23 protein-coding genes and 2 pseudogenes are annotated in these 26375 nt (G+C 63.7%); 15 read left to right on the top strand and 10 right to left on the bottom strand.

Going from position 1 to position 26375, the window contains the following annotated elements:
- The first annotated feature begins 3 nt into the window (after window positions 1–3).
- The 6 genes from cyoB to JQ603_RS35670 are packed head-to-tail and all read left to right on the top strand — an operon-like array spanning window position 4 to window position 5748.
- Window positions 4–2001: a cytochrome o ubiquinol oxidase subunit I gene (gene cyoB / locus JQ603_RS35695; RefSeq protein WP_212347538.1), complete on the top strand. Its 1998-nt coding sequence runs from the start codon at window positions 4–6 to the stop codon at window positions 1999–2001.
- A complete protein-coding gene (gene cyoC, locus JQ603_RS35690) occupies window positions 2002–2631 on the top strand; it encodes a cytochrome o ubiquinol oxidase subunit III (protein WP_212347535.1) in 630 nt (209 codons plus the stop codon). It begins immediately after the preceding gene.
- Window positions 2628–3008 carry a cytochrome o ubiquinol oxidase subunit IV gene (cyoD, locus tag JQ603_RS35685; RefSeq protein ID WP_212347532.1) on the top strand — a complete coding sequence of 127 codons (381 nt, stop codon included), beginning with the start codon at window positions 2628–2630 and terminating at the stop codon, window positions 3006–3008. Before cyoC ends, cyoD begins: the two co-directional genes overlap by 4 nt.
- Window positions 3005–3853, top strand: coding sequence for an SURF1 family protein (locus JQ603_RS35680; protein ID WP_212347531.1), 849 nt, complete (start codon window positions 3005–3007; stop codon window positions 3851–3853). Before cyoD ends, JQ603_RS35680 begins: the two co-directional genes overlap by 4 nt.
- Window positions 3825–5225 carry an ATP-binding protein gene (locus JQ603_RS35675; protein ID WP_212347529.1) on the top strand — a complete coding sequence of 467 codons (1401 nt, stop codon included), beginning with the start codon at window positions 3825–3827 and terminating at the stop codon, window positions 5223–5225. Before JQ603_RS35680 ends, JQ603_RS35675 begins: the two co-directional genes overlap by 29 nt.
- Entirely contained in the window at window positions 5215–5748 is a 534-nt protein-coding gene (locus JQ603_RS35670) for a response regulator transcription factor (RefSeq protein ID WP_212347527.1), read from the top strand. Before JQ603_RS35675 ends, JQ603_RS35670 begins: the two co-directional genes overlap by 11 nt.
- A 190-nt stretch (window positions 5749–5938) precedes the next feature.
- Here the strand turns inward: JQ603_RS35670 and JQ603_RS35665 are convergent, their stop codons facing one another.
- The 5 genes and pseudogenes from JQ603_RS35665 to JQ603_RS35645 form a co-directional block, all read right to left on the bottom strand.
- Window positions 5939–6724: a CarD family transcriptional regulator gene (locus JQ603_RS35665; protein WP_212347525.1), complete on the bottom strand. Its 786-nt coding sequence runs from the start codon at window positions 6722–6724 to the stop codon at window positions 5939–5941.
- A gap of 345 nt (window positions 6725–7069) precedes the next feature.
- A complete protein-coding gene (fdxA, locus tag JQ603_RS35660; RefSeq protein ID WP_018643465.1) occupies window positions 7070–7408 on the bottom strand; it encodes a ferredoxin FdxA in 339 nt (112 codons plus the stop codon).
- 132 nt (window positions 7409–7540) lie between these two features.
- A pseudogene (locus JQ603_RS35655) lies at window positions 7541–7810 on the bottom strand (RNA-binding S4 domain-containing protein); the annotation flags it as partial.
- A gap of 10 nt (window positions 7811–7820) precedes the next feature.
- Window positions 7821–11225 carry a helicase-related protein gene (locus JQ603_RS35650; RefSeq protein WP_212347523.1) on the bottom strand — a complete coding sequence of 1135 codons (3405 nt, stop codon included), beginning with the start codon at window positions 11223–11225 and terminating at the stop codon, window positions 7821–7823.
- A gap of 784 nt (window positions 11226–12009) precedes the next feature.
- Complete coding sequence (locus JQ603_RS35645) at window positions 12010–12864, bottom strand: DUF3108 domain-containing protein (protein WP_245004089.1); 855 nt, start codon at window positions 12862–12864, stop codon at window positions 12010–12012.
- 483 nt (window positions 12865–13347) lie between these two features.
- On the opposite strand from JQ603_RS35645, the gene rpmB reads away from it, so the two are divergent.
- The 6 genes and pseudogenes from rpmB (at window position 13348) to ftsZ (ending at window position 19773) form a co-directional block, all read left to right on the top strand.
- Window positions 13348–13656 carry a 50S ribosomal protein L28 gene (gene rpmB / locus JQ603_RS35640; RefSeq protein ID WP_212347519.1) on the top strand — a complete coding sequence of 103 codons (309 nt, stop codon included), beginning with the start codon at window positions 13348–13350 and terminating at the stop codon, window positions 13654–13656.
- Window positions 13657–13931: 275 nt separating this feature from the next.
- Window positions 13932–14930: an AAA family ATPase gene (locus tag JQ603_RS35635; RefSeq protein ID WP_212347517.1), complete on the top strand. Its 999-nt coding sequence runs from the start codon at window positions 13932–13934 to the stop codon at window positions 14928–14930.
- Window positions 14931–14945: 15 nt separating this feature from the next.
- On the top strand, window positions 14946–17435 hold the full coding sequence (locus JQ603_RS35630) for a S8 family peptidase (protein ID WP_212347516.1): 2490 nt from the start codon (window positions 14946–14948) through the stop codon (window positions 17433–17435).
- A gap of 98 nt (window positions 17436–17533) precedes the next feature.
- Window positions 17534–17662, top strand: a pseudogene (locus tag JQ603_RS35625) (phospholipase effector Tle1 domain-containing protein); the annotation flags it as partial.
- A gap of 181 nt (window positions 17663–17843) precedes the next feature.
- On the top strand, window positions 17844–18461 hold the full coding sequence (locus tag JQ603_RS35620) for a hypothetical protein (RefSeq protein ID WP_212347514.1): 618 nt from the start codon (window positions 17844–17846) through the stop codon (window positions 18459–18461).
- A 55-nt stretch (window positions 18462–18516) separates the two neighbouring features.
- Window positions 18517–19773, top strand: a complete 1257-nt coding sequence (gene ftsZ / locus JQ603_RS35615) for a cell division protein FtsZ (protein ID WP_212347511.1) — start codon at window positions 18517–18519, stop codon at window positions 19771–19773.
- 265 nt (window positions 19774–20038) lie between these two features.
- On the opposite strand, the gene JQ603_RS35610 is transcribed toward ftsZ, so the two are convergent.
- Entirely contained in the window at window positions 20039–20587 is a 549-nt protein-coding gene (locus JQ603_RS35610) for a hypothetical protein (RefSeq protein WP_245004073.1), read from the bottom strand.
- A 266-nt stretch (window positions 20588–20853) separates the two neighbouring features.
- Window positions 20854–21132 carry a DUF1488 domain-containing protein gene (locus JQ603_RS35605; RefSeq protein WP_212347505.1) on the bottom strand — a complete coding sequence of 93 codons (279 nt, stop codon included), beginning with the start codon at window positions 21130–21132 and terminating at the stop codon, window positions 20854–20856.
- Between the two features lie 374 nt (window positions 21133–21506).
- Between JQ603_RS35605 and JQ603_RS38375 the strand changes: the two genes are divergently transcribed.
- The 3 genes from JQ603_RS38375 to JQ603_RS35595 all read left to right on the top strand — a co-directional run bounded on the left by JQ603_RS38375 (window position 21507) and on the right by JQ603_RS35595 (window position 23691).
- Window positions 21507–21641, top strand: coding sequence for a hypothetical protein (locus JQ603_RS38375; RefSeq protein ID WP_260387632.1), 135 nt, complete (start codon window positions 21507–21509; stop codon window positions 21639–21641).
- Window positions 21642–21761: 120 nt separating this feature from the next.
- On the top strand, window positions 21762–23108 hold the full coding sequence (locus tag JQ603_RS35600; protein WP_212347503.1) for a DUF2235 domain-containing protein: 1347 nt from the start codon (window positions 21762–21764) through the stop codon (window positions 23106–23108).
- 337 nt (window positions 23109–23445) lie between these two features.
- Entirely contained in the window at window positions 23446–23691 is a 246-nt protein-coding gene (locus JQ603_RS35595; protein WP_026312067.1) for a PilZ domain-containing protein, read from the top strand.
- 48 nt (window positions 23692–23739) lie between these two features.
- Here the strand turns inward: JQ603_RS35595 and JQ603_RS35590 are convergent, their stop codons facing one another.
- The 3 genes from JQ603_RS35590 to JQ603_RS35580 all read right to left on the bottom strand — a co-directional run bounded on the left by JQ603_RS35590 (window position 23740) and on the right by JQ603_RS35580 (window position 26307).
- A complete protein-coding gene (locus tag JQ603_RS35590) occupies window positions 23740–24147 on the bottom strand; it encodes a hypothetical protein (RefSeq protein WP_212347500.1) in 408 nt (135 codons plus the stop codon).
- A 215-nt stretch (window positions 24148–24362) separates the two neighbouring features.
- Window positions 24363–25475: an NADH:flavin oxidoreductase/NADH oxidase gene (locus JQ603_RS35585; RefSeq protein ID WP_212347497.1), complete on the bottom strand. Its 1113-nt coding sequence runs from the start codon at window positions 25473–25475 to the stop codon at window positions 24363–24365.
- A gap of 142 nt (window positions 25476–25617) precedes the next feature.
- Window positions 25618–26307 carry a hypothetical protein gene (locus tag JQ603_RS35580; protein WP_212347494.1) on the bottom strand — a complete coding sequence of 230 codons (690 nt, stop codon included), beginning with the start codon at window positions 26305–26307 and terminating at the stop codon, window positions 25618–25620.
- Window positions 26308–26375: the final 68 nt, after the last annotated feature.

The following is a 26375-nucleotide window of genomic DNA, read 5'->3' as shown; positions in this document are numbered from 1 at the left end:
CGCATGTCTCCTGATCTTCTCAAGCTCATCTTCGGCCGGCTCGGCTTCGAATCGCTGCCGCTGCACGAGCCGATCGTCGTCGGCACCTTCGCGGTGGTCGCACTCGGCGGCGCCGCGCTGCTCGGCGGCCTCACCTATTTCCGCCTCTGGGGCTACCTCTGGCGTGAGTGGTTCACCACGGTGGACCACAAGCGCATCGGCATCATGTACATGATCCTCGGCATCGTGATGCTGCTGCGCGGCTTCGCCGACGCGCTGATGATGCGCGGGCAGCAGATGCTCGCGTTCAACGGCTCCGAAGGCTATCTCAACGCCCATCACTACGACCAGGTCTTCACCGCCCACGGCGTGATCATGATCTTCTTCGTGGCGATGCCGCTGGTCACCGGCCTGATGAACTACGTCGTGCCGCTGCAGATCGGCGCACGCGACGTGTCGTTCCCGTTCCTGAACAATTTCAGCTTCTGGATGACGGTCGGCGGCGCGGTGCTGGTGATGGCCTCGCTGTTCATCGGCGAGTTCGCCCGCACCGGCTGGTTGGCTTATCCGCCGCTCTCGAACATCGGCTACAGTCCTGACGTCGGCGTCGACTACTACATCTGGGCGCTGCAGGTCGCCGGCGTCGGAACCACGTTATCCGGCATCAACCTGATCTGCACCATCGTCAAGCTGCGCTGCCCCGGCATGACCATGATGAAGATGCCGGTGTTCACCTGGACCTCGCTCTGCACCAACATCCTGATCGTCGCCTCCTTCCCCGTCCTGACCGTCGTGCTCGCGCTGCTCTCGCTCGACCGCTACGTCGGCACCAACTTCTTCACGAACGATTTCGGCGGCAGTCCGATGATGTACGTGAACCTGATCTGGATCTGGGGCCATCCCGAGGTCTACATCCTGGTTCTCCCGGCCTTCGGCATCTTCTCGGAAGTCACCTCGACCTTCTCCGGCAAGCGGCTGTTCGGCTACACCTCGATGGTCTACGCCACGGTCGTCATCACCATCCTGTCGTACCTGGTGTGGCTGCACCACTTCTTCACGATGGGTTCGGGCGCCAGCGTCAACTCGTTCTTCGGCATCACCACGATGATCATCTCGATCCCGACGGGCGCGAAGATGTTCAACTGGCTGTTCACGATGTATCGCGGCCGCATCCGCTACGAGCTGCCGATGATGTGGACGATCGCCTTCATGCTGACCTTCGTGCTCGGCGGCATGACCGGCGTGCTGCTCGCGGTGCCGCCGGCCGACTTCGTGCTGCACAACAGCCTGTTCCTGATCGCGCATTTCCACAACGTGATCATCGGCGGCGTGGTGTTCGGCGCGTTCGCCGGCATCAACTACTGGTTCCCGAAGGCGTTCGGCTTCAAGCTCGATGTGTTCTGGGGCAAGCTGTCGTTCTGGTTCTGGGTCGTCGGCTTCTACCTCGCCTTCATGCCGCTCTATGTGCTCGGCCTGATGGGCGTGACCCGCCGCCTGCGCGTGTTCGATGATCCTTCCCTGCAGATCTGGTTCGTCATCGCCGCGATCGGTGCCTTCCTCGTCTTCCTCGGCATCCTCTCGATGCTGATGCAGTTCGCCGTCAGCCTGCTCAAGCGCGAACAGCTCAAGGACGTCACGGGCGATCCCTGGGATGCGCGCACGCTGGAATGGGCGACCTCCTCGCCCCCGCCGGACTACAACTTCGCCTTCACCCCCGTCGTTCACGACAATGACGCGTGGTGGGACATGAAGAAGCGCGGCTACCAGCGGCCGCTCACCGGGTTCAAGCCGATCCACATGCCCAGCAGCACCGGCACCGGCGTCATCCTCGCCGGCCTCGCCACTGCGATGGGATTCGGCCTGATCTGGTACATGTGGTGGCTGGCGGCTGCGAGCTTCCTCGCGATGCTCGTCGTCGGGATCGGCCACACCTTCAACTATCACCGCGACTTCGACATTCCGGCTGAAGACGTCATCCGGACCGAGGACGCGCGCACCAAACTGCTCGCCGGAGCCAAGTAAATGACTGTTGCCGTCAATCCCACGCAAACCGGCGAGCCGCTGTTCTACCTCGCCGACGAACACCCGCATCCGGAAGGCTACAGCACCTCGCTGGGCTTCTGGATCTACCTGATGAGCGATTGTCTCATCTTCGCGATGCTGTTCGCCGCCTTCGGCGTGCTCGGCGCCAACTACGCCGCCGGCCCTGCGCCGAAGGACCTGTTCGACCTGGACCTGGTCGCGGTGAACACCTCGATGCTGCTGCTGTCGTCGATCACGTACGGCTTTGCGATGCTGACAATGCAGCAGAACAAGATCGGCCAGACGCAGATCTGGCTGGCGATCACCGGCCTGTTCGGCGCCGCCTTCATCGGCATCGAGCTCACCGAGTTCGCCCACATGATCCATGAAGGTGCCACGCCCCAGCGCAGCGCCTTCCTGTCCGCGTTCTTCACCCTGGTCGGCACCCACGGCCTGCACGTCACCTGCGGCCTGATCTGGCTGGTGACCCTGATGGTGCAGGTCGGGAAATTCGGCCTGATCGAGGCCAACCGCCGCCGCCTGATGTGCCTGTCTATGTTCTGGCACTTCCTCGACGTGGTCTGGATCGGCGTCTTCACCTTCGTCTATCTTCTGGGAGTTCTGCGATGAGCACCGATACCCACGCCGCCCACGCAGGCGACCATCACCACGACGACGGCCACGCCCACAGCACGTTCTCGGGCTACATGCTCGGCTTCGTGCTCTCGGTGGTGCTCACTGCGATCCCGTTCTGGCTGGTCATGAGCGGCGCGCTGCCGAGCAAGCAGATCACCGCGCTGGTCATCATGGCCTTCGCGATCGTGCAGATCGTCGTGCACATGATCTACTTCCTGCACATGAACGCCAAGTCCGAGAATGGCTGGACCATGATGGCGCTGATCTTCACCATCGTCATGGTGGTGATCGCGCTGTCCGGTTCGCTGTGGGTGATGAACCACCTCAACAGCAACATGATGCCCATCCACCAGATGAGCGGAATGAAGTGAGCGATACCGGGACCGTGACGAGCAAGGCAGACCGGACGCGCGGCAAAGCTGCGCGTCCAAGCCTGTGGCTCACGGTCCTCTCGCTCACGGCCTTTGCACTTCTGATCGCGCTGGGCGTCTGGCAGATCGAGCGCCGCGCCTGGAAGCTGGCGCTGATCGACCGCGTCGAGCAGCGCGTCCATGCCCCGGTCCAGCCCGCCCCCGCGCCCGCGGCGTGGCCCACCATCACCGCCGCAAACGACGAATACAGGCACGTCAGCGTCACCGGCCGCTTCCTCCACGACCGCGAGACGCTGGTCCAGGCCGTGACGGAGGAAGGCGGCGGCTATTGGGTGCTGACGCCGCTTCAGCGCGGCGACGGCACGCTGGTTCTTGTCAACCGCGGCTTCGTGCCGACCGAGCGGCGCGACGCAACGACGCGACAGGCCGGCAATCCCGAGGGCCAGGTCGAAATCACCGGCCTCCTGCGCATCACGGAGCCGAAGGGCGGCTTCCTCCGCAACAACGTTCCCCAGCACAACCGCTGGTACTCGCGGGACGTCGACGCGATCGCGGCGGCACGCGGCCTCCACGAGGTCGCACCCTTTTTCGTCGATGCCGACGCCGGATCACAAAGCGCCAGCGGGCCGATCGGCGGATTGACCGTGATCCGCTTTCCCAATAACCACCTGATCTATGCGCTGACGTGGTTTGCCCTGGCTTTCATGCTGGCCGGTAAGCTTTTCGTCACATTCGGCGGCGGGCTGTTCCGCCGCAGGCGCTTCGTCCACGAACCGGCCGGCGGCCCAGATGCCGCCGCCCGCAGGACGGGATCAGATGCTGGAACGATCGTCGAACAGGCCTGACGACGGAAGAACGCAGACGCTCGCCCATGGCGGCGGACTGGCCGTCACACTGCAATCGCAGGCGGATACGCGCAGCGAGCTGATCGGCGCTGCGCCCACCGACGACGAGACCAACCGCAAGAACATGGCGCTGCTGATCCAGCTGCGCTGGACTGCGGTGGTCGGCCAGATCGTGACCATCGGCGGCGTGCATTTCTGGCTCGGCATCCCGCTGCCGCTGGAGCGGATGGGCGCGGTGATCGGCGCGCTGGTGCTGCTCAACGTCTCGAGTCTGGTCTGGGTCCGCCATCGCGCCGCGATCTCCAGCAACGAGCTGCTGGTCGCCCTGATGCTCGACGTCGCCGCGCTGACCGCGCAGCTTTACCTCAGCGGCGGCGCGACCAATCCCTTCACCTCGCTGTTCCTGCTTCAGGTGACGCTGGCTGCCGTGCTGCTCGATGCCCGCTCGACTTGGTCGCTGGTAGCGTTGACCTGCGCGAGCTTCGTCTGGCTGACGCTGGCGTACCGCCCGCTCGAGCTGCCGCCGAACCCGATCAGCGAGACCTACAGCCTCACCGTAACAGGCATGCTGCTCGGCTTCATGCTCAATGCCATTCTGCTGGTCGTGTTCGTCACCCGCATCAACAGGAACCTGCGCGAACGCGACGCGCATCTGGCGGCGCTGCGCCAGCATGCGGCCGAGCAGGATCACATCGTCCGCATGGGCCTCCTGGCCTCCGGTGCCGCGCATGAGCTCGGCACGCCGCTGGCCTCGCTCTCGGTCATCCTGAGCGACTGGCGCCGCATGCCGGATCTGGCCGCCAAGCAGGAGCTCGCCGAGGACCTCGCGGAGATGGAAACCTCACTGCAGCGCTGCAAGTCGATCGTGACAGGGATTCTGGTGTCGGCCGGCGAAGCCCGCGGCGAAGGCTCCTCGCCGACGACGGTGACGGCGTTCGTCACCGCCCTGGTCGACGAATGGCGCAACGCCCGTTCGGCGCGCACGCTCTATTTCGTCAACACTTTTGGTGAGGACGTCGCCATCGTCTCGGATGTCGCGCTGAAGCAGGTCATCTTCAACGTACTCGACAACGCCTACGAGGTCTCTCGCGACTGGGTCGAGCTTGTGGCCGAGCGCGAGGGCGATAATCTCGTGCTGTCGATCTCCGACCGCGGCCCGGGCTTTGCGCCGGAGATGCTGGCGCAGCTCGGAAAGCCCTACCAGTCAAGCAAGGGCCGCGCCGGCGGCGGGCTCGGCCTGTTCCTGGTGGTCAACGTGGTGCGCAAGCTGGGCGGCAGCGTGACCGCCGAGAACCACAGGAAGCGCGGCGCCACCGTCCGCCTGACGCTGCCTCTCGCAACGCTCGCGATCGGAGGCCGCTTTGACGCCTGACCGTTCGCTCATCGTCGTCGAGGACGACGAAGGTTTTGCGCGCACGCTGAAGCGCTCATTCGAGCGCCGCGGCTACGAGGTCGTGCTCGCCGCCTCGATCGAGGAGGTGCGCAAGGTGCTGGAGCAGCGCACCTTCGGCCATGCCGTGGTCGACCTCAAGCTCGGCGGCGCCTCGGGGCTCGCCTGCGTCGAGCTGCTGCACACGCACGATGAGGACATGCTGATCGTGGTGCTGACAGGCTTTGCCAGCATCTCCACCGCCGTCGAGGCGATCAAGCTGGGCGCCTGCCACTACTTGGCAAAACCCTCCAACACCGACGACATCGAGGCCGCCTTCCACAAGGCCGAAGGCAACGCCGAGGTCGCGCTCGACGCACGGCCAACCTCGATCAAGACGCTGGAATGGGAACGCATCCACCAGACCCTGATCGAGACGGATTTCAACATCTCTGAAGCGGCGCGACGATTGGGGATGCACCGCAGGACGCTGGCAAGGAAGCTCGAGAAGCGGCCGGTGAAGTGATGCAAACGTAGGGTGGGTTAGGCAAAGCCGCAACCCACCACTTTCCTATCCGTTGAGGCAGAAGCGGTGGGTTACGCTAGCGGACCGCGCTTCGCGCAGCCGCGAGCTAACCCACCCTACGAAGTACGCCCCCAAACAAAAAGCCCGGCCGAACGGCCGGGCTTTTGATCTCCTACGATCGCCGATACGCTTACGCGGCCTCGTCGGCGACGGTGGTGTCGTCGCCATCCGTATCGTCGGCATCGCCCTCGGCATCCGCCTCGCCCTCGGCGGCTTCCGCCTTGGCGTTGCGGCGCGGGCTCTTGGCGAGCTGGGCCTCGATCTCCTTGACTGCTTCGGTCTCGGTCGAGTGCTGCACCACCGCGATCTCGCGGGACAGACGATCGAGCGCCGCTTCATAGAGCTGGCGTTCGGAGTACGACTGCTCCGGCTGCGACTCCGAGCGGTAGAGATCGCGCACGACTTCCGCGATCGCGACGATGTCGCCCGAATTGATCTTCGCTTCGTATTCCTGGGCGCGGCGCGACCACATGGTGCGCTTGACGCGGGCGCGGCCCTTGAGGGTCTCCAGCGCCTTCTTGACGAGGGCGGGCTCGGACAGCTTGCGCATGCCGACGTTGGCGACCTTGGCGGTCGGAACGCGCAGCGTCATCTTGTCCTTGATGAAGTTGATGACGAACAGCTCGAGCTTCGCGCCGGCGATCTCCTGCTCCTCGATGGCCAGGATCTGGCCGACGCCGTGGGCGGGATAGACGACGAATTCGTTGGCCTTGAAGCCCTGACGCTGGGTCACGACCTTCTTTTCCTCGACCTTCGGCGCAGCAGCGGGCTTGGCGGCCGGCTTGGCAGCAACGGGAGCCTTGGCAGGAGCAGCAGCAACAGGGGCCTTCGGCGCGGGCTTGGCAGCGGGAGCCTTGGCAGCAGCAGGCTTGGAAACGGTCGCTTTCGCGGCCGGCTTGGCAGACTTGTTAGGCATTGCGCTTCTTTTGTTCTTCGAGGACTTTGCAGCCGGCGCCTTCGTCGCGGTCCGACCCTTGGATGCGCTACGGCTGGCCGCGGCGACTTTTTTGGCCTCCTTATGGGAAGCCCTCGCTGAAGTACTCTTTTTACGCGTTTTCTGTGACACAGCCTGCGCGCGGAAACTGCCACGCCCCTGTTCGACATTTGGTTTCACGGGAACCCAACGGGGCCAACTGGGCTGACGGGGGTTCAGCTTAATGTGCCCAATATAGCACATTTCCCGCAAAAATCAATGATTTAGGGGTCTTGAGGCCTGGTTTTCGGCGCTGACGAAGGTATTAGGGTTAAGTTTGGGCGGGAATTAGTCCCCCGAGCCCGGGTTCGGAGAAAAATATTTCTCGAACTTGCCTTCCATGCCGTCGAATTCCTTCGCGTCGGCGGGTGATTCTTTCTTCTGGGTGATGTTCGGCCAGCTTTTGGCGTAATCGGCGTTGACCTGGAGCCACTTTTCCAGCCCCGGTTCCGTGTCCGGCTTGATGGCGTCGGCGGGGCATTCCGGCTCGCACACGCCGCAATCGATGCACTCGTCGGGATGGATGACGAGCATGTTGTCACCCTCGTAGAAGCAGTCGACCGGGCAGACCTCGACGCAGTCGGTGTACTTGCACTTGATGCAGTTTTCAGTGACGACGTAAGTCATCCAACGCTCCGAAAAGCTCTTTTAGAAGTCGCGGCTTGCGTAGCGCGGATGGCCCGGCGCCGCAAGGTCGGGAAGGCCCGATCATGACGGCTTTGTGTGTTTGATCGACCAAGAAATGAATTCGAAGCGCAATTAATTGCGCTTCGCTTCACTCAGCTCCTCATAGAGCACGCGCGCCGAGGCGGCATCGCCGCGGCGCTCGTTGAAGCCGGTGACCTTCAGCACGCGCACGGTGCGATCGAGCGCGATGGTGAGGACGTCGCCGAGCTTGATCGCATGTCCCGGCGAGGTCTCACGTGCGCCGTTGACGCGGACATGGCCGCTCTCGACGAGCTCAGCCGCCGAGGTGCGCGCCTTCACCACCCGCGCGTGCCACAGCCATTTATCGAGGCGCTGCCGCTCGGTCGTGGGATCACTCCTTCCGGCCGGACAGCTGCTCCTTCAGCGCGGCAAGCTTGGCGAAGGGCGAGTTGGGATCGATGGGACGATCGCGCTCGCGCGGGTTCGCGCTCGAGGCGTAGGGACGCAGCGAGGGACCCGACTCGCGGTCGCGACGATCGCGGCCCTTGTCGCGGTCGCGGCCACGATTATCGCGGCCCTTATCGCGATCTCCGCCGAACTTCTTGTTGTCGCGGTTGCGATCACGATCCTTGTCGCGGTCCTTGCCTTGGAAGCTGCGATTGCGGTCGTCGCGGCGCTCACCGCCCTCGCCGCCTTCACGCGGCTTGCGGAAGTCTTTGCCACCATCGCGGCGATGGCCACCGCCGTGACGATGACGCTCACCACGCTTCTCGCCGTCGGCCGACTGCGCGGCCTCGCCCTCGGCGGGCGCAGCGCCCGCCTCAGCACCGGCCTGTGGACGCTGGTTGTTGTGGTGACGCTGGTGGCGATGGCGCTCGTGGCGCGGCTTGCGATCCTCGTGGCGGCCGCCGGGACGCCAGACCTCGACCAGCTCGGGCTCGGCGGGCGTCGCTGCTGCCTCGACCGGTGCGGCAGCATCGGGCGATGCAGCGGCTTCGGTCGCGGCCGTCTCGGCAGGTGCGGCTTCCAGGCCAGCAGCTTCCGTTGGTGCAGCGGCCTCTTCGGCCGGCGGCGCGATGCCCGGGGCATCTTCCGGCGTCACGGGCACTTCGGGAGAAGCTTCGAGCGCCGGCTCCTCAGGAGCGGGCTCGTCATGCTGCTCCATGCCGGGCGCGTCTTCGACGGTGACGGCTTCGGCGGACACAGCCGCCTCTTCCGGCAAGCCTGCAACGGCCTCCGCGGCGGTCTCGGTTGACGTCTCCGCACTGCCCTCGGCGGGCGGCGTCTCGGTCGCGACCGTCTCGGCAGCAGGCGCTGCGGGCTTCACCGGCAGCGGCGGGCGCTTCTCCATGCGATAGCCGAGCGCGCGCAGCACGGAGGCAAAGTCCTCGCCGGCCGAGCCCGTGAGCGAGGTCATCGCCTGCGTCACCACGAAGCTGCGGCCGTCGAAGGCGCCGGCGGGCTTTTCGCCGGACGAGTTCTCGCGCCAGGCCAGCGCCGGGCGGATCAGATCGGCAAGACGCTCCAGGATGTCGACGCGCACGGCGCGCTCGCCGGCCTGCTTGTAGCCGAGCACGCGATAGGCATCGCGCGGCAGAGCCTTGTCGACCGGGAACGAGGTGCGGCCGGATGATGCCAGATGCTGCGCACCCGAAAGCGAGGACAGATCGACATTGTCCTGCTTCAGCGCCCACAGCAGTGCGGCGAGCGCACGCGCAGCAGGCTTGAGCAGGCCGGGGAAATAGATGTGATAGGCGCCGAAGCGGACGCCGTATTTGCGCAGCGTCGCACGCGAGGGCTGGTCGAGATCCTTCAGCTCGTTGGCGATCTTCGGACGCTCGAGCACACCGAGCGCCTCGACCAGCTGATAGGCGATGCCGCGGGCAATACCGGTGACGTCCTCGGCCTTCGAGAGCTCGAACATCGGCCCGAGCAGCTTCTCGATATGCGTCTTGACCCAGAGCTCGAGCCGCGCCTGCACCTTCTCGCGGGGGCCGCCGGTGAGGCGCTCGTCGGAGATGATGCGGATGCGCGGATGCAGCGCGTCCTCTGCGGCGGACAGCCGCGCCACGGCGTCGCCGGTCCAGCGGATGATGCCTTCCGAGGTCAGCACGAACTGGTCGTCCGGCGCATTGCCCAGTTTTTCGGCGCGCGTGTTGATCTCGCCGGCGAGCACCGCTTGCGCTGCAGCCTGCAAGGCTTTCGCATCGGAGCCGGCCTCCGCCGCATCCGGTGCAAAGGTGAAGCCGTCGAGGCGGCCGATGACATGGCCTTCGACGATGACTTCGCCGGTCTTGCCGATTTCAGTATTCAAGCTCGTGTTCTCCCGCAGGCGGCGCATCAATACACTGGTCCGACGATCAACGAAACGCTCAGTCAAGCGTTCATGGAGCGCATCCGATAATTTATTTTCGACCTCCCGCGTGATCCCCTGCCAGCGTTCGGGGTCTTTCAGCCAGTCCGGGCGGTTGGCGACGAAGGTCCAGGTGCGGATCTGCGCGATCCGGGCCGACAGCGTGTCGATGTCGCCGTCGATGCGGTCGGCCTGCTCGACCTGGGCGGCGAACCAGGCATCGGGAATGCATCCCTTCCGCATCAGGAAGCCGTACAGCGTGGTCACCAGCTCGGCATGGGCGGCCGGTGACAGTTTCCGGTAATCGGGGACCTGGCAGGCCTCCCAGAGGCGCTCCACCGCCGCCTTGCCATGCGCGATATCGCGCACCTCGACGTCGCGGGCGGCGTGGTCGAGCACGCGCATGTCCTCGGCGATCGGCGCGCGCGTCAGCGCCTCATGCCCGGGAGCCAGGTTCAGCGACACCTGGAGTGCGCCGAGCGAGGAGAAATCCAGCTTCGCGTTGCGCCATTGCAGCATCTTCACGGCGTCGAAGGTGTGGTTCTGCAGCGCATTGACGAGCTCGGGCTCGAACGGCGCGCAGCGGCCCGTGGTGCCGAAGGTGCCGTTGCGCGTGGCACGGCCGGCGCGGCCGGCGATCTGCGCGAATTCGGACGGCGTCAGGCGGCGGAACTGGTAGCCGTCGAACTTGCGGTCGGAGGCAAACGCGACGTGGTCGACGTCGAGATTGAGGCCCATGCCGACGGCATCGGTGGCAACGAGATAATCGACGTCGCCATTCTGGAACATCGCCACTTGCGCATTGCGCGTGCGCGGCGAGAGCGAGCCGAGAACAACGGCAGCGCCGCCGTGCTGGCGGCGGATCAGCTCGGCGATGGCATAGACCTCGTCGGCCGAGAACGCGACGATGGCAGTGCGGCGCGGCTGGCGCGTGATCTTGCGGTCGCCGGCGAATTCGAGGGTGGACAGGCGCGGCCGCGTGATCATGGACACGCCGGGCAGCAGGCGCTCGATGATCGGGCGCATGGTCGCAGCGCCCAGCAGCAGCGTCTCGTCGCGGCCGCGGCGGTTGAGGATGCGGTCGGTGAAGACGTGGCCGCGCTCGAGATCGGAGGCGATCTGGACCTCGTCGACGGCGAGGAAGGAGACATCGAGGTCGCGCGGCATCGCCTCGACGGTGGAGACCCAGTAGCGCGGGTTCTTCGGCTTGATCTTCTCCTCACCGGTGACCAGCGCGACGCTCTCGACGCCCGCGCGGTCGGCGATCTTGTTGTAGACCTCGCGCGCGAGCAGGCGCAGCGGCAGCCCGATCACGCCCGAAGGATGCGCCAGCATCCGCTCGATGGCGAGATGGGTCTTGCCGGTGTTGGTCGGCCCGAGCACCGCAGTGACGCCCGCGCCGGGTGCGCGCTCGGAGGCGAAGGGGGAGGGAGAGAGAGCCATGTCTGGGGGATTAGGTAGTGCCGATTTGGGCGAATGTCAGTGCTGTTTGGGGCGGTGAGGCGACCGGGGTGCCGACCATGTCTCCGAACGCGGAGCGGCGGCCGCCCCCACTGCTGTCATCGCCCGGCTTGACCGGGCGATCCAGTACGCCGAGGCGGTCGTGACGGAACCGAGAAGCCGCGGCGTACTGGATGCCCCGGTCAAGCCGGGGCATGACAGCGGAGCGTGTAGGAGCCGCTCCCCAAATCTCGCGCAACTGTTTCACTTTGCGACGCTTTTTCCGTTCTCTTTAAGCTTCGGAACGACTCTAGAACGAATCGCGGCCGAATCGCTGACTCCCGCCAGAGTCCTGTTCCGTTCACGCAACATGTCGCGGGACTCGTCTTGGTCGCGCACTAGATGGAGTTTTGTCCTGCCGCACAAGCGACGTTTCGATGGCGGGTTCCTTAAAATTGGGGACGGCGCGGAGTCGAATCAGAATCGGGGAGGAGTCAAATGGATTCCGGGATCGGGGCGCCAAAACAAAACTGCGAAAACAACCCCATGCACAGTAGGAAGGGGGATGCGGCGCTGAGTGGGCTGATGACCTGTAAGACATTGAAGCGGCAGTCTTTCTTACCCTCCCCTGGAGGGGGAGGGTCGCGGCGCATGGAGCGCAGCGAAATGCGGCGCGGGGTGGGGTGATCTCTCCACACGGGGACCGTTCGCGGGGAGAGATCACCCCACCCCGCTCGCGCTTTGCGCGATCGACCCTCCCCCTCCAGGGGAGGGTGGGCAGCACGGCTTACTGCGTCTTCGCCACTCTTGGCGGCTGGGGGGACGTGATGAAGCTCGTCGCTTCCAGCATCGCTGGCCCCAGCGGCGTCGGCACTTTCAGCCAGAATGGAACCAGGATGCGCGTGCCCGCGACCGGGGCAAAGGCGATCTCGATGTTGCGCTGGGCGGCGAGGTATTTGATCACGGGGCGGTCGGGGATGTAGCCGGCGACGGGCACGAAATAGAGCGCGCAGACCACGACCGGGCCCCTGTACCCCTTTTCCGCCTTCACCGTCTCCATGCGCTTGAAATCGAGTTTTAGGTCGTAGCGCATGCGGCCGTCGAACACGGGCGCGGCGTTGTGGCAGGCTTCCGGCGCGACGGGATCGCCGGTGCCGGGCACGCGCAGCAGCGAGGCCGTCATCGGGTCCCAGACGCCGCGGCGATGCGCATCGGTGACGACGATACGGTCCGGATCGACCGGCGGCTCCGGCACGATGCCGAACTCCTTCACATTGCCCTTGTCGAGGGTGATGTGGATCTCTTCGGTCTTCTTCTGGGTGGTGGTGGAGGCCTGGTAGCCGGTCGCAACCAGCGCGCCGTTGACGACGCGCCCCTGGCTGGCGCCCGTGCCGGACCCGCCCGTGAACGACTTCAAGAGGCCCGTGGTGCCGCCCGAAGCCGCGGCCGCGAACACGTCGTCCTGGATGTCGATGTTCCAGGCGCCCTTGCCGACGGGAATGCCCGATAGCGTCGCCTCATATTGCGCCTCGAGCTTGCCCTGCGCGGCCGCAGGTCTCGCCCCCCACGCCAGGACGAGCCCGCAAAGGGCCGCGAAGACCGGCCGGCCGGCTGCACGCAGCCGGGGCAGGTAAGGGGTCAGGGTATCCACGAAGCCATCCAATGGGGCCGTCAGGCCTTGTTAGTTAAGCCAAAAATCGCGGCAAGCAATCGGTCCGGGTGCAAAACACCGGGAACTCCACCGGATATCTCGGTCGCGAATGCGCCCTTTATGTGATGGTAAGGCGTTTCAATCATTGCCGTTTTAGTGATCGGGGTGTGACGCTGGGGCGCACCTCTCCCCGCTACCTCCGCTGTCATGCCCCGGCTTGACCAGGACATCCAGTACGCCGCGCCCCCTCTGTTCCAGCCGTGCCGCTGATGGTACCTGCTCTGCCGCGCGAGATCCCGGGTTCGCGCTCCGCGCGCCCCGGGACGACGGCCAGAAAACGGGCCGTCGCCTTGACTACCCGCCCCTTCCCCCCTATACGTCCGCCCGCTCCCTGCAAGGACAGAGAATTTGCCCCTGTGGCGCCCCGAATGGCGGCCGCAACTCGTTTGGGGCTCGAACTTAAGGATTTGTGACATGTCTCGCCGCTGCGAACTGACGGCCAAGGGCCCCCTCGTCGGCCACAAGGTCAGCCACTCCAACATCAAGACCAAGCGCCGCTTCCTGCCGAACCTCGTCAACGTGACGTTCATCTCGGAAGCCCTGGAGCGCAACGTGCGCCTGCGCGTCTCCACCAACGCGGTGAAGAGCGTCGACCACAATGGCGGCCTCGACGCCTTCCTGCTCAAGGCCAACGCCGACGCCCTGTCGCCGCGCGCCCTCGAGCTGAAGCGCGCCATCCAGAAGAAGGTCGGCACCACCGCGCCGGTCAAGAAGGCCAGCTAATAAGATTCCCTGTTAGGGCGGGGGCTAAGTCGCGTCGCGTGGCGTAAGCTTAGCCAGTAGAGTTTTGCGTGACGGCCGGATCGAAAGATCCGGCCGTTTTCTTGCCTGATGAGCTCAAGCATAGCTCGGAAGAACGCCCGATAAATCCTGGGCGAAATTTGGCGATCTGGTTGCAACCATTAACCAATGCCGTCTAAATTGTAGACACTGCCGAGTTAGACTTATCGGACTCTACAAATCTTCAACTCGCCTAACGCGATCAACGAAGTACGCCCATGGCTAGCGCGGACCAAATCAAAGCGCTCTTGAAGGCCTACTCGCAGGGCGACGAGGCACAATTCTACTCGGTGGCAATGCAGATCGCAGCAGCAGAAGCGCGCGGCGGGCACGGCAAGCTCGCTGAAGAACTTCGCGAACTAATCGACAAATCTCGCAGTCGTTTACCTGGGCCTGGCCCATCGCCAATTCCGCTAGCAAAGCCACGAGGTGAGATCGCCGATCTTCTAACGATCTCGTATCCTCGCATTCGCATGCAGGACCTCGTCCTGGCCAGCAAGACCAAAGACATTCTAGCTCGGGTTATCCGCGAGCACAAAATCATCCGCGAAATCCGTGCGCATGGCTTAGTGCCGCGAAAGAAGCTTTTGCTCGTAGGACCACCAGGCACGGGCAAGACGATGACAGCGTCAGCAATTGCAGGCGAGCTATCTCTACCTTTATTCGTGGTTCGGCTCGATCGTCTCATTACGCGATTTATGGGCGAGACTTCTGCCAAACTTCGATTGATTTTTGATGCTATAGCTCAAACTCGCGCCGTATATCTATTTGACGAGTTCGACAGTATCGGCTCTGCGCGCGCACTCGAGAACGACGTAGGCGAGATACGTCGCGTCGTTAATAGCTTTCTGCAAATGGTTGAACAGGACGCGTCAGACAGCATTATCATTGCTGCCACGAACCATCCTACGATTCTTGATAGCGCATTGTTCAGACGTTTCGACGATATCGTAAAATACAACCTCCCAACAACACGAGAGATAGAGGTTGCTCTCAAGGCCAAGCTTGCGGGCGCACGAGTTTCCAACAAGATCAATTGGGCCAAGCTCTCAGCTGCAGCTAAGGGACTCAGCTACGCTGACCTTACGCGAGCGACGGGGGACGCGCTAAAGCACGCCTTGATCGAAGGCCGTCCGTTGTCTGGTGCAGATTTACTTTCCTCGATTGCAGAGCGAAAGGAAGCGCTCACCCACGGGAGACCTCAGCGACAATCCTAAATTCTCGAGACAATTATGCCACGCTACTCGCATTTGCATTTCGTAAATGAAGCTAACTCTGCGCGTTATACGGCCACAAGAGGCCACTCAAAAGAATTTCATCTACCCGACCGAGACCGCGCGAGTCACGCCGCTCATCTAATTAGAGCATTAAAGAGCGCGCAAACGCAAAGAGCCACATTCCCTCAGGCCATCGGAAACGGCTTCTACCAATCACCGGGGTTTACACTCGCATTTGAGAGCGACCCCAACTTTCCATTGGCCTTCGAAAGCCTAGACTTACAGGGAAGCAAAATTCAGCTTCTTTCAGTTACGACAGATTCCCAAAATCGGACTATCGCAACAGTTCATGTACCCGACGACAAAGTCCAAATCCTTCTGAGAAAGCTAGAAAAATATCGAGATACAAGCCCAGACGCTCGGCGACCTCACGACAATAGAAAACTTGCCGAAAGTATATCCAATATAAAACTCGCGACCCTTTATGAACTGTGGACCGACGCGAAGCAGTTGTATCCGGCCGCCAATACCGAAATTGCTTGGGAAGTATGGCTACGTCGCCCTGAGAACGAAGAAGAATCACCAAGCTCGATATTCAGAGATGCGGCGATCGACTTCGGATTGGAAGTAATCTCAGACGATCTCATCTTTATAGATCGGACTGTACTGCTGGTGAGAGGCACGCGCGAGCAATTGTCACGCAACGCCGAAGTCCTCGGGCTGATAGCCGAGGTCCGTAAAGCTAAAATTACAGCCGACCTCTATTCGACCCTAGAGAGCGCTCAGCAGCATGTCCTGGCAGACACGATAATCGCGAGACTCGGTCCGCTGAACATAAACGCACCAGCCGTCGGACTACTTGACACAGGCGTCAATCGAGCGCACCCGCTGCTGGAGAGCTTCATTAAAAGCACCGACATTCATGCACTCAAGGAAGCTTGGGGAACGCATGACTCCCATATCAGCGGGCACGGCACTCAAATGGCAGGCCTCGCGATCTATGGCGATCTCGCAGAGATTCTTTCCAGTGAAGGGCCAATTGAGGCAACACACGGCGTCCAATCGCTGAAACTAATCCATGCACCCGACCCTCATCGACCAGACCTTTATGGGCAAGTAACGATCGAAGGAGTTTCTCGCCTCGAAATAGATGCGAGTCGTAGGCGGAACTACTGCTTGGCTATTACAGCAGATGCCCGAGACATGGGACGTCCTTCCTCATGGTCAGCGGCCATCGACAATCTCGCCTTCGGAACGATCAATGACACGCCGCGACTATTCCTTATATCGGCCGGCAATACCGAGCCAGGAAATCGAGCATTCTATCCAGCAGATAACGAATCATCATCCGTACAGGACCCCGCCCAAGCCTGGAACGCAATCGCAGTCGGCGGATACACTGACCGCGTATTGATCAATGGCGAGCAAAATCCAGGATTCACACCGCTAGCCATTGAAGGAGATCTGGCTCCATCCAGCACTACGTCGATGACTTGGCCTCCCGAAATGAAGAAGCCCTTCAAACCGGATATAGTTCTAGAGGCGGGCAACATGGGCGTCCCCCCCGGTGGGGGAACTCCCGATTTCTTGCCCGAATTGCACTTACTGACAACAAACAGCAAGTTTTCGCTTGGCGCAGCCCCCTTTGTCGATTTCCATGACACGAGCGCAGCCACGGCGCTGGCATCGCAATTGGCAACAAAGTTGGTTGCGCGATACCCCGATTTTACGCCGGAGACCGTACGCGGGCTGATGATCCACAGCGCTTATTGGACTGATGCGATGCGGACTCGCGCGCGGGACGAAAACGGCAAGCTAGACACCAATCGACTCCTAAGAACCTTTGGTTATGGCACGCCAGATCCAGAGCTTCTTTTTTATAGCGCTCAGAACAATCTTACGTTGATCGCCGAAGATGCTATTCAGCCGTTCTTTAGCCCACAGGGCAGCAGTGAAGTTAAGACGTGTGACATTAATCTGCATGCATTACCTTGGCCGCGGGACGCGCTGTTAGCTCTTCCGCTGGATATTGAGATACGAATGCGTGTTACGCTTTCATATTTTATCGAGCCAAGTCCCGGCGAACGCGGATGGGATCGCAAATACGGCTATCCTTCGCACGGTTTACGCTTCAACGTTATTCGCCCTACTGAAACACTGGATCAGTTTAAGCTCAGAATTAATGCTCATGATCGGGATGAAGATTACGATGAGGATCACGCTGAGGAGCCGGGCGTTTGGGACTTAGGCTCGTTCAAACGGAGCAATGGATCAATCCACTCCGATACCTGGCAAGGGACCGCAGCCGAGTTAGCCAATCGCGGCTACATAGCTGTACATCCGACGATGGGCTGGTGGCGAACCCGCAGGAAGGAGAAGCGTTTTGAGCGCAAAGTGCGATACTCGCTCATCGTATCAATCCTTACACCAGATGTTGAGGTAGACATCTATACGCCGGTAGCTGTGTCGGTCGGCATTGAGGTCCCTGTACCGATCTCGATCTGATCCGCTAGATCGACTGCCGTGTCTCTTGATGTTGCGTTATACTCGCCCCGATAGCATCTTCGGGAGAGGCATGCCGTGGAGTCCGAGCACAAGACCGAATCCAAAACCCCTCACCAAAAAACCTCGTCATCTGCTGTGACGGGACCGGCAACGAGATCTCGGAGAACATCTCCAGCGCCCTGAAGCTCTATCGCTGCCTGCGCAAGACCGACAAGACGCAGCCGCGGTAGATGGTGCCTTGCGATCCCGGGGTCGGCCTCCGATCCCAAGGCCGGCACGGCGACGCCACCCGTAAACAGCACCGCGCGCGCGTTAACCCTCCGTTAACCAACGCACCCTAGCCTGCGGTAATCGTCCAGCCATCATTAGCTCGAAATGCCTTCCCGGTTCGCTCCAGGAGAAGCGCCGATGTGCGTTGCGTTGTTGACGTATGCCGACCTCAGTGCCCGCCTCGATATCTCGCGCGAGGCCGCGCGGTCGCTGGCGAGACGTCGCCGCCTGCCGCGCTCGCGCTCGGAGGACGGCAAAGCCCTGGTGAGCGTTGATCTCTCCACGCTCCGGTACACGCCCCGCCCACGAAAGGGCCGCCGGGCAGACCCCGTCGATGCCTCCATGGCAAGGATCGAGGCAATGGAGCCATTTCCGTTCCGACGGAGTCGGAACGGGGCTCCAGATTCTTGTTCTGACGCGTTTTCTTCACGCGAACCGGCATCCACTTCGCTCGAAAACGCTTCTGAGATCGCGGCCTTCAAGGCGGAGATCGCGCGGCTCGAAGAGGTCGCAACCGCCTACAGGGTCGTGTTCGAGCGCGAGCGCGAGCGTGCCGATCGCCTCGCCGTCGAGCTGACGCAGGCGGCCGCCGAGACGACGGCCGCCAATGCGTGGGCGGCGCGACTGGAAGACGAAGTGACGGCGCTGCGGAACGATCGCCGCGATGGCGGGACGATCGCGGGATACGCCGCGCGTCGATTGGGACATCTGGCCGCCTCCATCGTGCAAGCAGACCGCGCGGCTGGAACGCGATGAGATCACTCGAGACTTTCTTTAATCCCCGGCTTGCCGGAGCAATCGCGAGGGAAGAATGACTGGCAGCACCGATATCCATGAAATGAAGGCCCGCATCGTCGTCTTTGGCGTCGGCGGCGCCGGCGGCAATGCCGTCAACAACATGATCACGGCCGGGCTGCAGGGGGTCGAATTCGTCGTCGCCAACACCGACGCGCAGGCGCTGGCGATGTCGAAGGCGACGCGCCTCATCCAGCTCGGCACAACGGTCACCGCAGGCCTCGGCGCCGGCTCGCAGCCCGAACTGGGACGCGCCGCGGCCGAAGAGGCGATCGACACGATCCGCGATCACCTGACCGGCGCGCACATGGTGTTCGTGACGGCCGGCATGGGCGGCGGCACCGGCACCGGGGCTGCACCCATCGTCGCCAGAACCGCGCGCGAGCTCGGCATTCTCACCATCGGCGTGGTCACCAAGCCGTTCTACTTCGAGGGCCAGCGCCGCATGCGCTTTGCCGAAGCCGGCATCGAGGAGCTGCTGAAGACGGTCGACACCCTCCTGATCATCCCGAACCAGAACCTGTTCCGGGTGGCCAGCGAGAAGACCACGTTCGCCGATGCCTTCGCCCTTGCCGACCAGGTGCTTTATTCGGGCGTGGCCTGCATCAGCGACCTCATCGTCAAGGAAGGCCTGATCAATCTCGATTTTGCCGACGTCCTCTCCGTCATGAAGGAGAAGGGCAAGGCGATGATGGGACGGGGCGAGGCTTCCGGCGAGAAGCGCGTGCTCGCCGCCGCCGTGGCCGCGATCTCCAATCCGCTGATCGAGAATCCCTCGATCAAGCGTGCCAGTGGCCTCATCATCTCCATCACCGGCGGCAAGGATCTGATGCTGTACGAGGTCGACGAAGCCGCGACCCGCATTCGCGACGAGGCCGACCCGGACGCCAACATCATCGTCGGTGCGTCGTTTGACGAAAGCCTCGAAGGCATCGTCCGCGTCTCGGTGGTGGCGACCGGAATCGATAATGTCGATCCGGCGCAGCTGGCGCCGGTGGAAACCGCCCTCACGCAGCTCGCCGGCAGGCTGCGCAACGACGGCCGTCGCATCGCCGATCGCATCGAGCGCAGTGCCCCCCTTCCGCACGCGGGAAGCCCGCCGCTGCGCCCGCAGCCGCACCACCCCGTGGGGCCACCGGCAAGGCCGGGTCTGGACTATGCGCCGCAGGCGGCGCTTCAGCCGCTCGATCCTCAACGCCGCGCCCCTGCGCGCAATGCGCCCGACGAGGCCGCTCTCGATATCCCGGCCTTCCTGCGCCGCGCCGCCAACTGAGCGGTGGCGAAGGAGGTGCGCTTCCTCTCCCGCTTGCGGGGAGGGCTATCGCATATGAAGAAGCGAGGCGGATAGATCGCCCGCAGCCCATCCTTCGAGACGCCCGCCGATGGCGGGCCCTCAGGATGAGGGCGGAGTGCGCGGCGGCAATTTCAACGGAGCCAATGCTGCTTAGCCTCATCCTGAGGAGACCGCTGGAAGCGGGCGCCTCGAAGGACGAGGCGCTTGCTCTGGGCGTCACCAAGAAGCCATCTGCGCCGAGGCTTCAAGCCGCCGTGCTGCGCGGGCTCTCGGCGGTGTCCTTCTTGTCCGCCTCCCTGTCGCGGGACAGCCACGCCGGAAAACGAAGCAGGCGCTCGTTGGTGTCCTTTGGCAGCTCGACGGGCGGCGCTTCAATGGCCGAACTCGGCAGGTCCAGCGCGGCCTGTCCGGTTCGCACCGCATCCGCGCGCTGATCCAGTTCGCGGAGCAGGGGATCGAGCACGCTGTCGATCTCGGTCGCCACCGACACCAGGAAACTATTGAGCTCGCGCGCCTCGGGCACAACCGCCGCAGCCTGCTCGATCGCCCTCGAGAGACCATCGACGACAGGCGTAAACGCGCCGGCGGCTTGCTTGATTCGCGTCTTGATCGCTTCGACCTCGCTCAAGACGCGCTCACGCTCCCGCCTTTTCTTTTCCTCCGAAAGACGGGCTTCAATTTCGGCGATCTGGGCCGTCAGGGTCGTGGCTTCGGATGCGAGCGCATCTCGTCTTCCGCGCGCGCGATCGAGATCGCGGCTGAGATTGTCCACTAAGTCGTCCTTTCCGAACATGGCTTTGCTCCGTAGGACAGGCGCTTTGCCCTGTAGGACGGCCCTGGCGCGAACCGCCAGCCTCGCCACCGACCGGATGGCCGGATCGGCCGAAACAGGCATCAACCTCGGTCGCGTCACATGGGCCGACATGGTGATCCCCCCATCGTCAGCATTAGGCAACCGCATGGTTAACAGACCGTTAATGTCAACAGACGATGCCCATGGGGCCGGGTGCCGGCAACGGGCCCAGTGATGAGATGTTCGCGGCTTCGCAAGGCCCTCCCCTACCCTCGAAAATCAATGCTCCGCAGCACGATGCCGGGCGGGGTGCCTTCGAACTCGCAGGCGCGGTATTTGCCGGCGGCGCAGGCCTCGATGCGGTCGCGCAGGCGGGTGAACTGGGCTTCGCGCTCGGCGGGTCTGGCGCGCGGGCCGCGCTCGAGGTCGTCCATCGCGGAGGTCGATATCGCGCAGGGGATCTCCTTCGCGCCGTCCTGCATCGAGAACTGGACGATCCCCCGGTCCTGTTCGTGGCCGATGTAGCGGCCGCTGGTGAGGGTCACGGGTTGCTCCTTGACTGTGCGTCGTCCTGGCGAACGCCGGTTGACTGCAACGTGCTTCGGGCCAGCAAACTTCTCCAACGTCGTCCCGGCGAAGGCCGGGACCCATTACCCCGGTCAGCGTTGTCGGAGCACGCTGTCGCCACGGTATCCGCAACAACTCGCTTCGGTGGTTATGGGTCCCGGCCCCCGTGCGCAATTGCGCACTAGGCCGGGACGACACCTGTTTTCGATGCGGGCACCGTCGCTGCCGCAGACGGCCGCGGCCGCCCCTCAGCCCTCCCCGCGCAGGCGTCCGCTTTAGCGCTCGCTATCGCCGGACCGCAGGCGTACGCTGTCGCATTATCGCGCGTTCAATGGCACAGGAGACGGACGTCATGGCCAAGGGACAGCAACGCAGCAATCGCGAAGCCAAGAAACCGAAGAAGGACAAAGCCAAGGTGATCGCCGCGGCGCCGAGCCGCAAGGAGGCGGCCTGGCAGCCGGATTTCGGGCCGGCGAAGAAGAAGTAGGCGGCGAGCGCGGCGCTCTTACCCTCCCCTGGAGGGGGAGGGTAAGAAGCACCATCGTCTCTTCTCCGTCGCGGTTTTCCGCTATACTCGCCCCGGTAGCATCACCCGGAGGCACATCCCGTGGAGCACGCGCGCGACATCGACCGCAAGCCCGAGCCGAAAAACCTCGTTATCTGCTGTGACGGGACCGGCAACGAGATATCGGAGAACATCTCCAACGTCCTGAAGCTCTATCGCTGCCTGCGCAAGACCGACAAGACGCATCCGCGGCAGCTGGTGTTCTACGATCCCGGGGTCGGCACGGTGACGGAGCCGACGACGTGGCACCGGATCAAGGCCGACGTCAACCTGGTGCTGGGGCTCGCCACCGGCTACGGGCTCGATGACAACGTGCTCTCGGCCTATTGCTTCCTGGTCGAGCATTATGCGCCGGGCGACAGGATCTACCTGTTCGGTTTTTCGCGCGGCGCTTACACGGTGCGGGTGCTGGCGGGGCTCATTCACAAGATCGGGCTGATCTCGCCGGAGCAGGTGAACCTCGCAGGAAGCGGCATGGTCGCCTACAAGCAATATTCCGGCACCGGGCGCGGCAACGACGTCGAGGACCTCAAGGACGTCACTGTGGACGACCAGGGGCCGCTGCCGAAGGACGCGTTCGACCTCGCCGCGCAGTTCGCGCGCATCACCTCGACGCGCTGGCCGACCATCCACTTCATCGGCGTCTGGGACACGGTGGCGAGCGTGATCGTGCCGCGGCGCGACAATTTCTTCTTCGTGTTCAGCCTGGAGGAGCTCGCCTTCACGCGGCGCAATCCGAGCGTCAACATCTTCCGGCAGGCGATCGCGATCGACGAGCGGCGCCGCATGTTCCGCCTCAACAAGTACTGGGAGCCGCAGGACTATTGGAGCAACCGCTACGTGCCCGACGAGAAGAAGGTGGCGCAGGACATTCTGCAGGTGTGGTTCGCCGGCGTGCATTGCGACGTCGGCGGCGGCTATGCGGAGGCGGAGAGCGGGGAATCGAAATATCCGCTGATCTGGATGATCGAGGAGGCCGAGAAGGCCGGGCTGAACTTCAACCCGCGCACCGTGAACCAGCTCGCCTGGGGCGTCCAGCGCAAGAACTCGCCGTTCAGATATGTGCCGCCCGCCTACGAGGGGAAGACGGGCGAATTGCACGATTCCATGAATGCGGCCTGGCGCGTGCTGGAGTATTTGCCGAAGCGCGCGAAGTACCGGGAATGGCCGGAGCGGAAGGTCTATTTCGGCTTCTACATCCCCGACTGCGAGCCGCGCGTCATCCCCGAAGGCGCGCACGTGCATGAGAGCGTGTTGAAGCGCATGGCGGTGGAGCCGGACTACCGGCCGGTGAACATGCCGAAGGAGTACGTGACCGTGCCGATGCCGGTGCCGCCGGGGGTGGATGTGGCGGCGGGGACTGGGGTGGAGGAGGGGGTGACGGGGTGAGGTGGCTGCGGCCTCTCCGCGCGTCATTGCGAGGAGCCCTTGCGACGAAGCAATCCAGACTGCGCCCGAGGAAAGATTCTGGATTGCTTCGCTGCGCTCGCAACGACGGTGGTGGTGGGAGGCTCGCGCAACACGATCAGTGTCGTCCCGGCGAAGGCGGAGATTGAGGCGGCGGCTGAACAACTCATCACCACCGCACCCCGCTACCGCTGCTTTCTCCAGCCGCCACCACTTTTCATTAAAATTCTCGCGCCCACCTTAGCCGGATCGCATCAACTCCTCCGCATCATCCTGCATAGAGTCCGCCGCGAGCTGCGGAGTTGGAGGAGATGTGCCAATGCATCCGCGTAAATATGCCCGCGTGAAACCGGCGGGACTGGTGTCCCGCCAGGCCAAGATCATCACCGACCCGCGCGCGCCGGTGATTCCCTGCACGCTGATCGACTATTCGCCGGGCGGCGCCTGCGTCGATCTCGGCGGCCAGGTGCAGATCCCCGACAGGTTCGAGCTGCTGCATGTGAACACCAAGAAGCGCTGCCGCATCGCGTGGAAGCGCGGCACGCGGGTGGGCGTGGTGTTTTAGGCAAGCGGTGCGCTGCTTACCCTCCCCTGGAGGGGGAGGGTAAGGAAGCTACTTCCGCATCCTGGCCTTTGTCCCCGCGACGATCTGCATGGCGACGCCGGCGGTCCAGCCGAACAGGACGAGCCAGCTCCAGACCATGTGCGGGTCGAGGCGGAGCACGATGACGGCGACGGAGGCGAGCGCGGTGAGCGTGGCGCAGAGCGTGCCGGCCGAGCTCAGAAATTCGGCGGCGTCGATGGCGCTGTGCGCGTCGTCGAAGGGCATCTGCGGCGTGTCGATGCCGAGATAGAAGCCGACCGCCCCGAGCAGCATCATCAGCAGCAGGAACCCCTGCGTGGTCAGCGGCGCGATCGCCGATCCGACATAGGCGCCGACGAACAACCCGCACGCGGCCCCCGCCATCGCGAGGCCCACGCGCTCGAACACGTGGGCAGTCTTGCGAACACCAAACCGCATGGCCGGCCTCCGTGAGGCGTTGGGTGCACAGGTTAGGCCAGTTTGGGGAGGCGTGGAAGGTGAGGAGAGTTACGGATGCGTGAGGAGTAACTCTTACGGGGCCGCGAGCGAGCTTCGCTCGCGCATGAGATTGTCGCCGCACCTGTACCCCCTCACCCGGATTGCGCTTGCGCGCAATCCGACCTCTCCCCGCAAGCGGGGAGAGGTGAAGAGACTCACCGCGCTCCGAACGTGGTCTTGCCGAACAGCGCCTTTTGCGTCGAGGGCTGCGAGCGCCAGTATTGCGGCGGGGCTTCGACTTCGCCGCCGAGCTCGGCGGCGGCGTGCCAGCCCCAGCGCGGATCGTAGAGCATGCCGCGGGCGAGCGCGACCATGTCGGCCTTGCCGGAGGCGACGATCTCCTCGGCGTGCTTTGCCTCGGAGATCAGGCCGACGGCGATGGTGGTCGCTCCCGTCTCGCGGCGGATCGCCTCTGCGAACTGCACCTGATAGCCGGGGCCGAGCGGAATCTTCTGCAGCGGCGAGACGCCGCCGGAGGAGGCATCGATCCAGTCGATGCCGCGCGCCTTCAGCGCTTTCGCAAATTCGATGGTCTGCGCCAGATCCCAGCCGCCCTCGACCCAGTCGGTGGACGACACCCGCATGCCGATCGGCTTGTCGTGCGGGAACACGGCGCGCACGGCGTCGTAGATTTCGAGCGGGAAGCGCATGCGGTTCTGCAAGCTGCCGCCATATTCGTCGGTGCGCCGGTTCGAGATCGGCGACAGGAACTGATGCATGAGATAGCCGTGCGCGCCATGCAGCTCGATGGCGTCGATGCCGAGCCGGTCGGCGCGCCTGGCGCAGTCGACGAAAGCGTCGCGGATGCGCTTCAGGCCCGCGCTATCCAGCGCGAGCGGGGCGGCCTCGCCCTCCTTGTGCGGCAGCGCGGAGGGCGCGACCGTCTGCCAGCCGCCTGCGCTCGCCGGGATCAGCTGGCCGCCGTCCCAGGGCCGCGCGCTCGACGCTTTCCGCCCCGCATGGGCGAGCTGCATCGCGACCGCGGTGGAGGAATGCTTGCGCACCGAGGTGAGGATCTGCTTCAGCGCAGCCTCGCAGGCATCGCTGTAGAGCCCGAGGCAGCCCGGCGTGATGCGGCCGATCGCCTCGACATGGGTCGCCTCGATGCAGAACATCGACGCGCCCGACAGGCTGAGATTGTTGATGTGGGTGAAGTGCCAGTCGGTGGCGACGCCGTCGTCGGCCGAATACTGGCACATCGGCGACACCACGACGCGGTTCTTCAACGTCAGGCCGCGCAGCTTGATCGGGGAAAACAGGGCGCTCATGCGGGGGGGTCCCGGGGGATGAGAGGGATGGAAGCGATTGCATGAAGTTTAGTGGCGGAAACGCGAATTGCCAGTTGCGCAGGCGGCATGGCGGCCCGCGCGCCGTGCATTTGCGCAAAAGTCCCGGTCGCAGGCCGGCCCGTTACCGCTCGAAAACCCCGAGCTTGAGCTTGCCGATGCGGTTGCGATTGCCGCGCCCGATCGTCACGGTGGCGTGGGCGGCGAACTCGATCGAATAGCGGCCGTCCTCCATTTTGGTCAGGCTGCCGAGTTCGCCGAGCTTGTCGGCCAGCGCCTTGTCGTCCTCGACGAACAGACGGTAGTCGTTGAGATCGTAGCTGCGCGGTCCCCGCCACTTCACGGTGGGGAAATAGGTGCGCATGTCGCCGTCGGTCTTGACCACGACGGTGCGGCCCGCCGCCTTGCGGAACAGGTCCGGCGTCTCGATCAGCCGCGCGCGATGGCCTTCGATCGCATAGATGTTCAGCGTCATGATGTGACGCTCGGTGCGGAAGGAGACCGCGACATAGCGGGAGTCGGGCGACCACTCCGCGTAATAGGCATCGGACGCGGTGTCGAGATTGTTCTCGTGGCTGATGTTATCAAGCACGGCCAGCCTGCGATGCTTCGGCTCCGCCATCAGATAGGCGTGAAACTTGTCATGCGCGCCCTCGCCTTCGCCATGGACGGCGATGGCGAGCCGCTTGTTCGGCGCCCACCCGCCCGCGATGATGCCGTACTCGCCCTTCGCATAGGTGTGCTCGGCGGTGGCAAGGGCCGGCGGGGTCGCGGCAAGCATGAGGATGAGGGCGAGGAGGACGCGGAGGGACATGAGGGTGTGTCGCAGGCTCACGCACGCGAGTTCAATCTCCGCTGTCGTCCAGGCGAAGGGAGATACCC

Origin of the sequence: Bradyrhizobium liaoningense (assembly GCF_018130825.1) — a bacterium.
Lineage (GTDB): Bacteria > Pseudomonadota > Alphaproteobacteria > Rhizobiales > Xanthobacteraceae > Bradyrhizobium > Bradyrhizobium liaoningense_B.
Note: the sequence above shows the minus strand (reverse complement) of the source record. Positions and strands in the feature narration are given on the sequence as shown.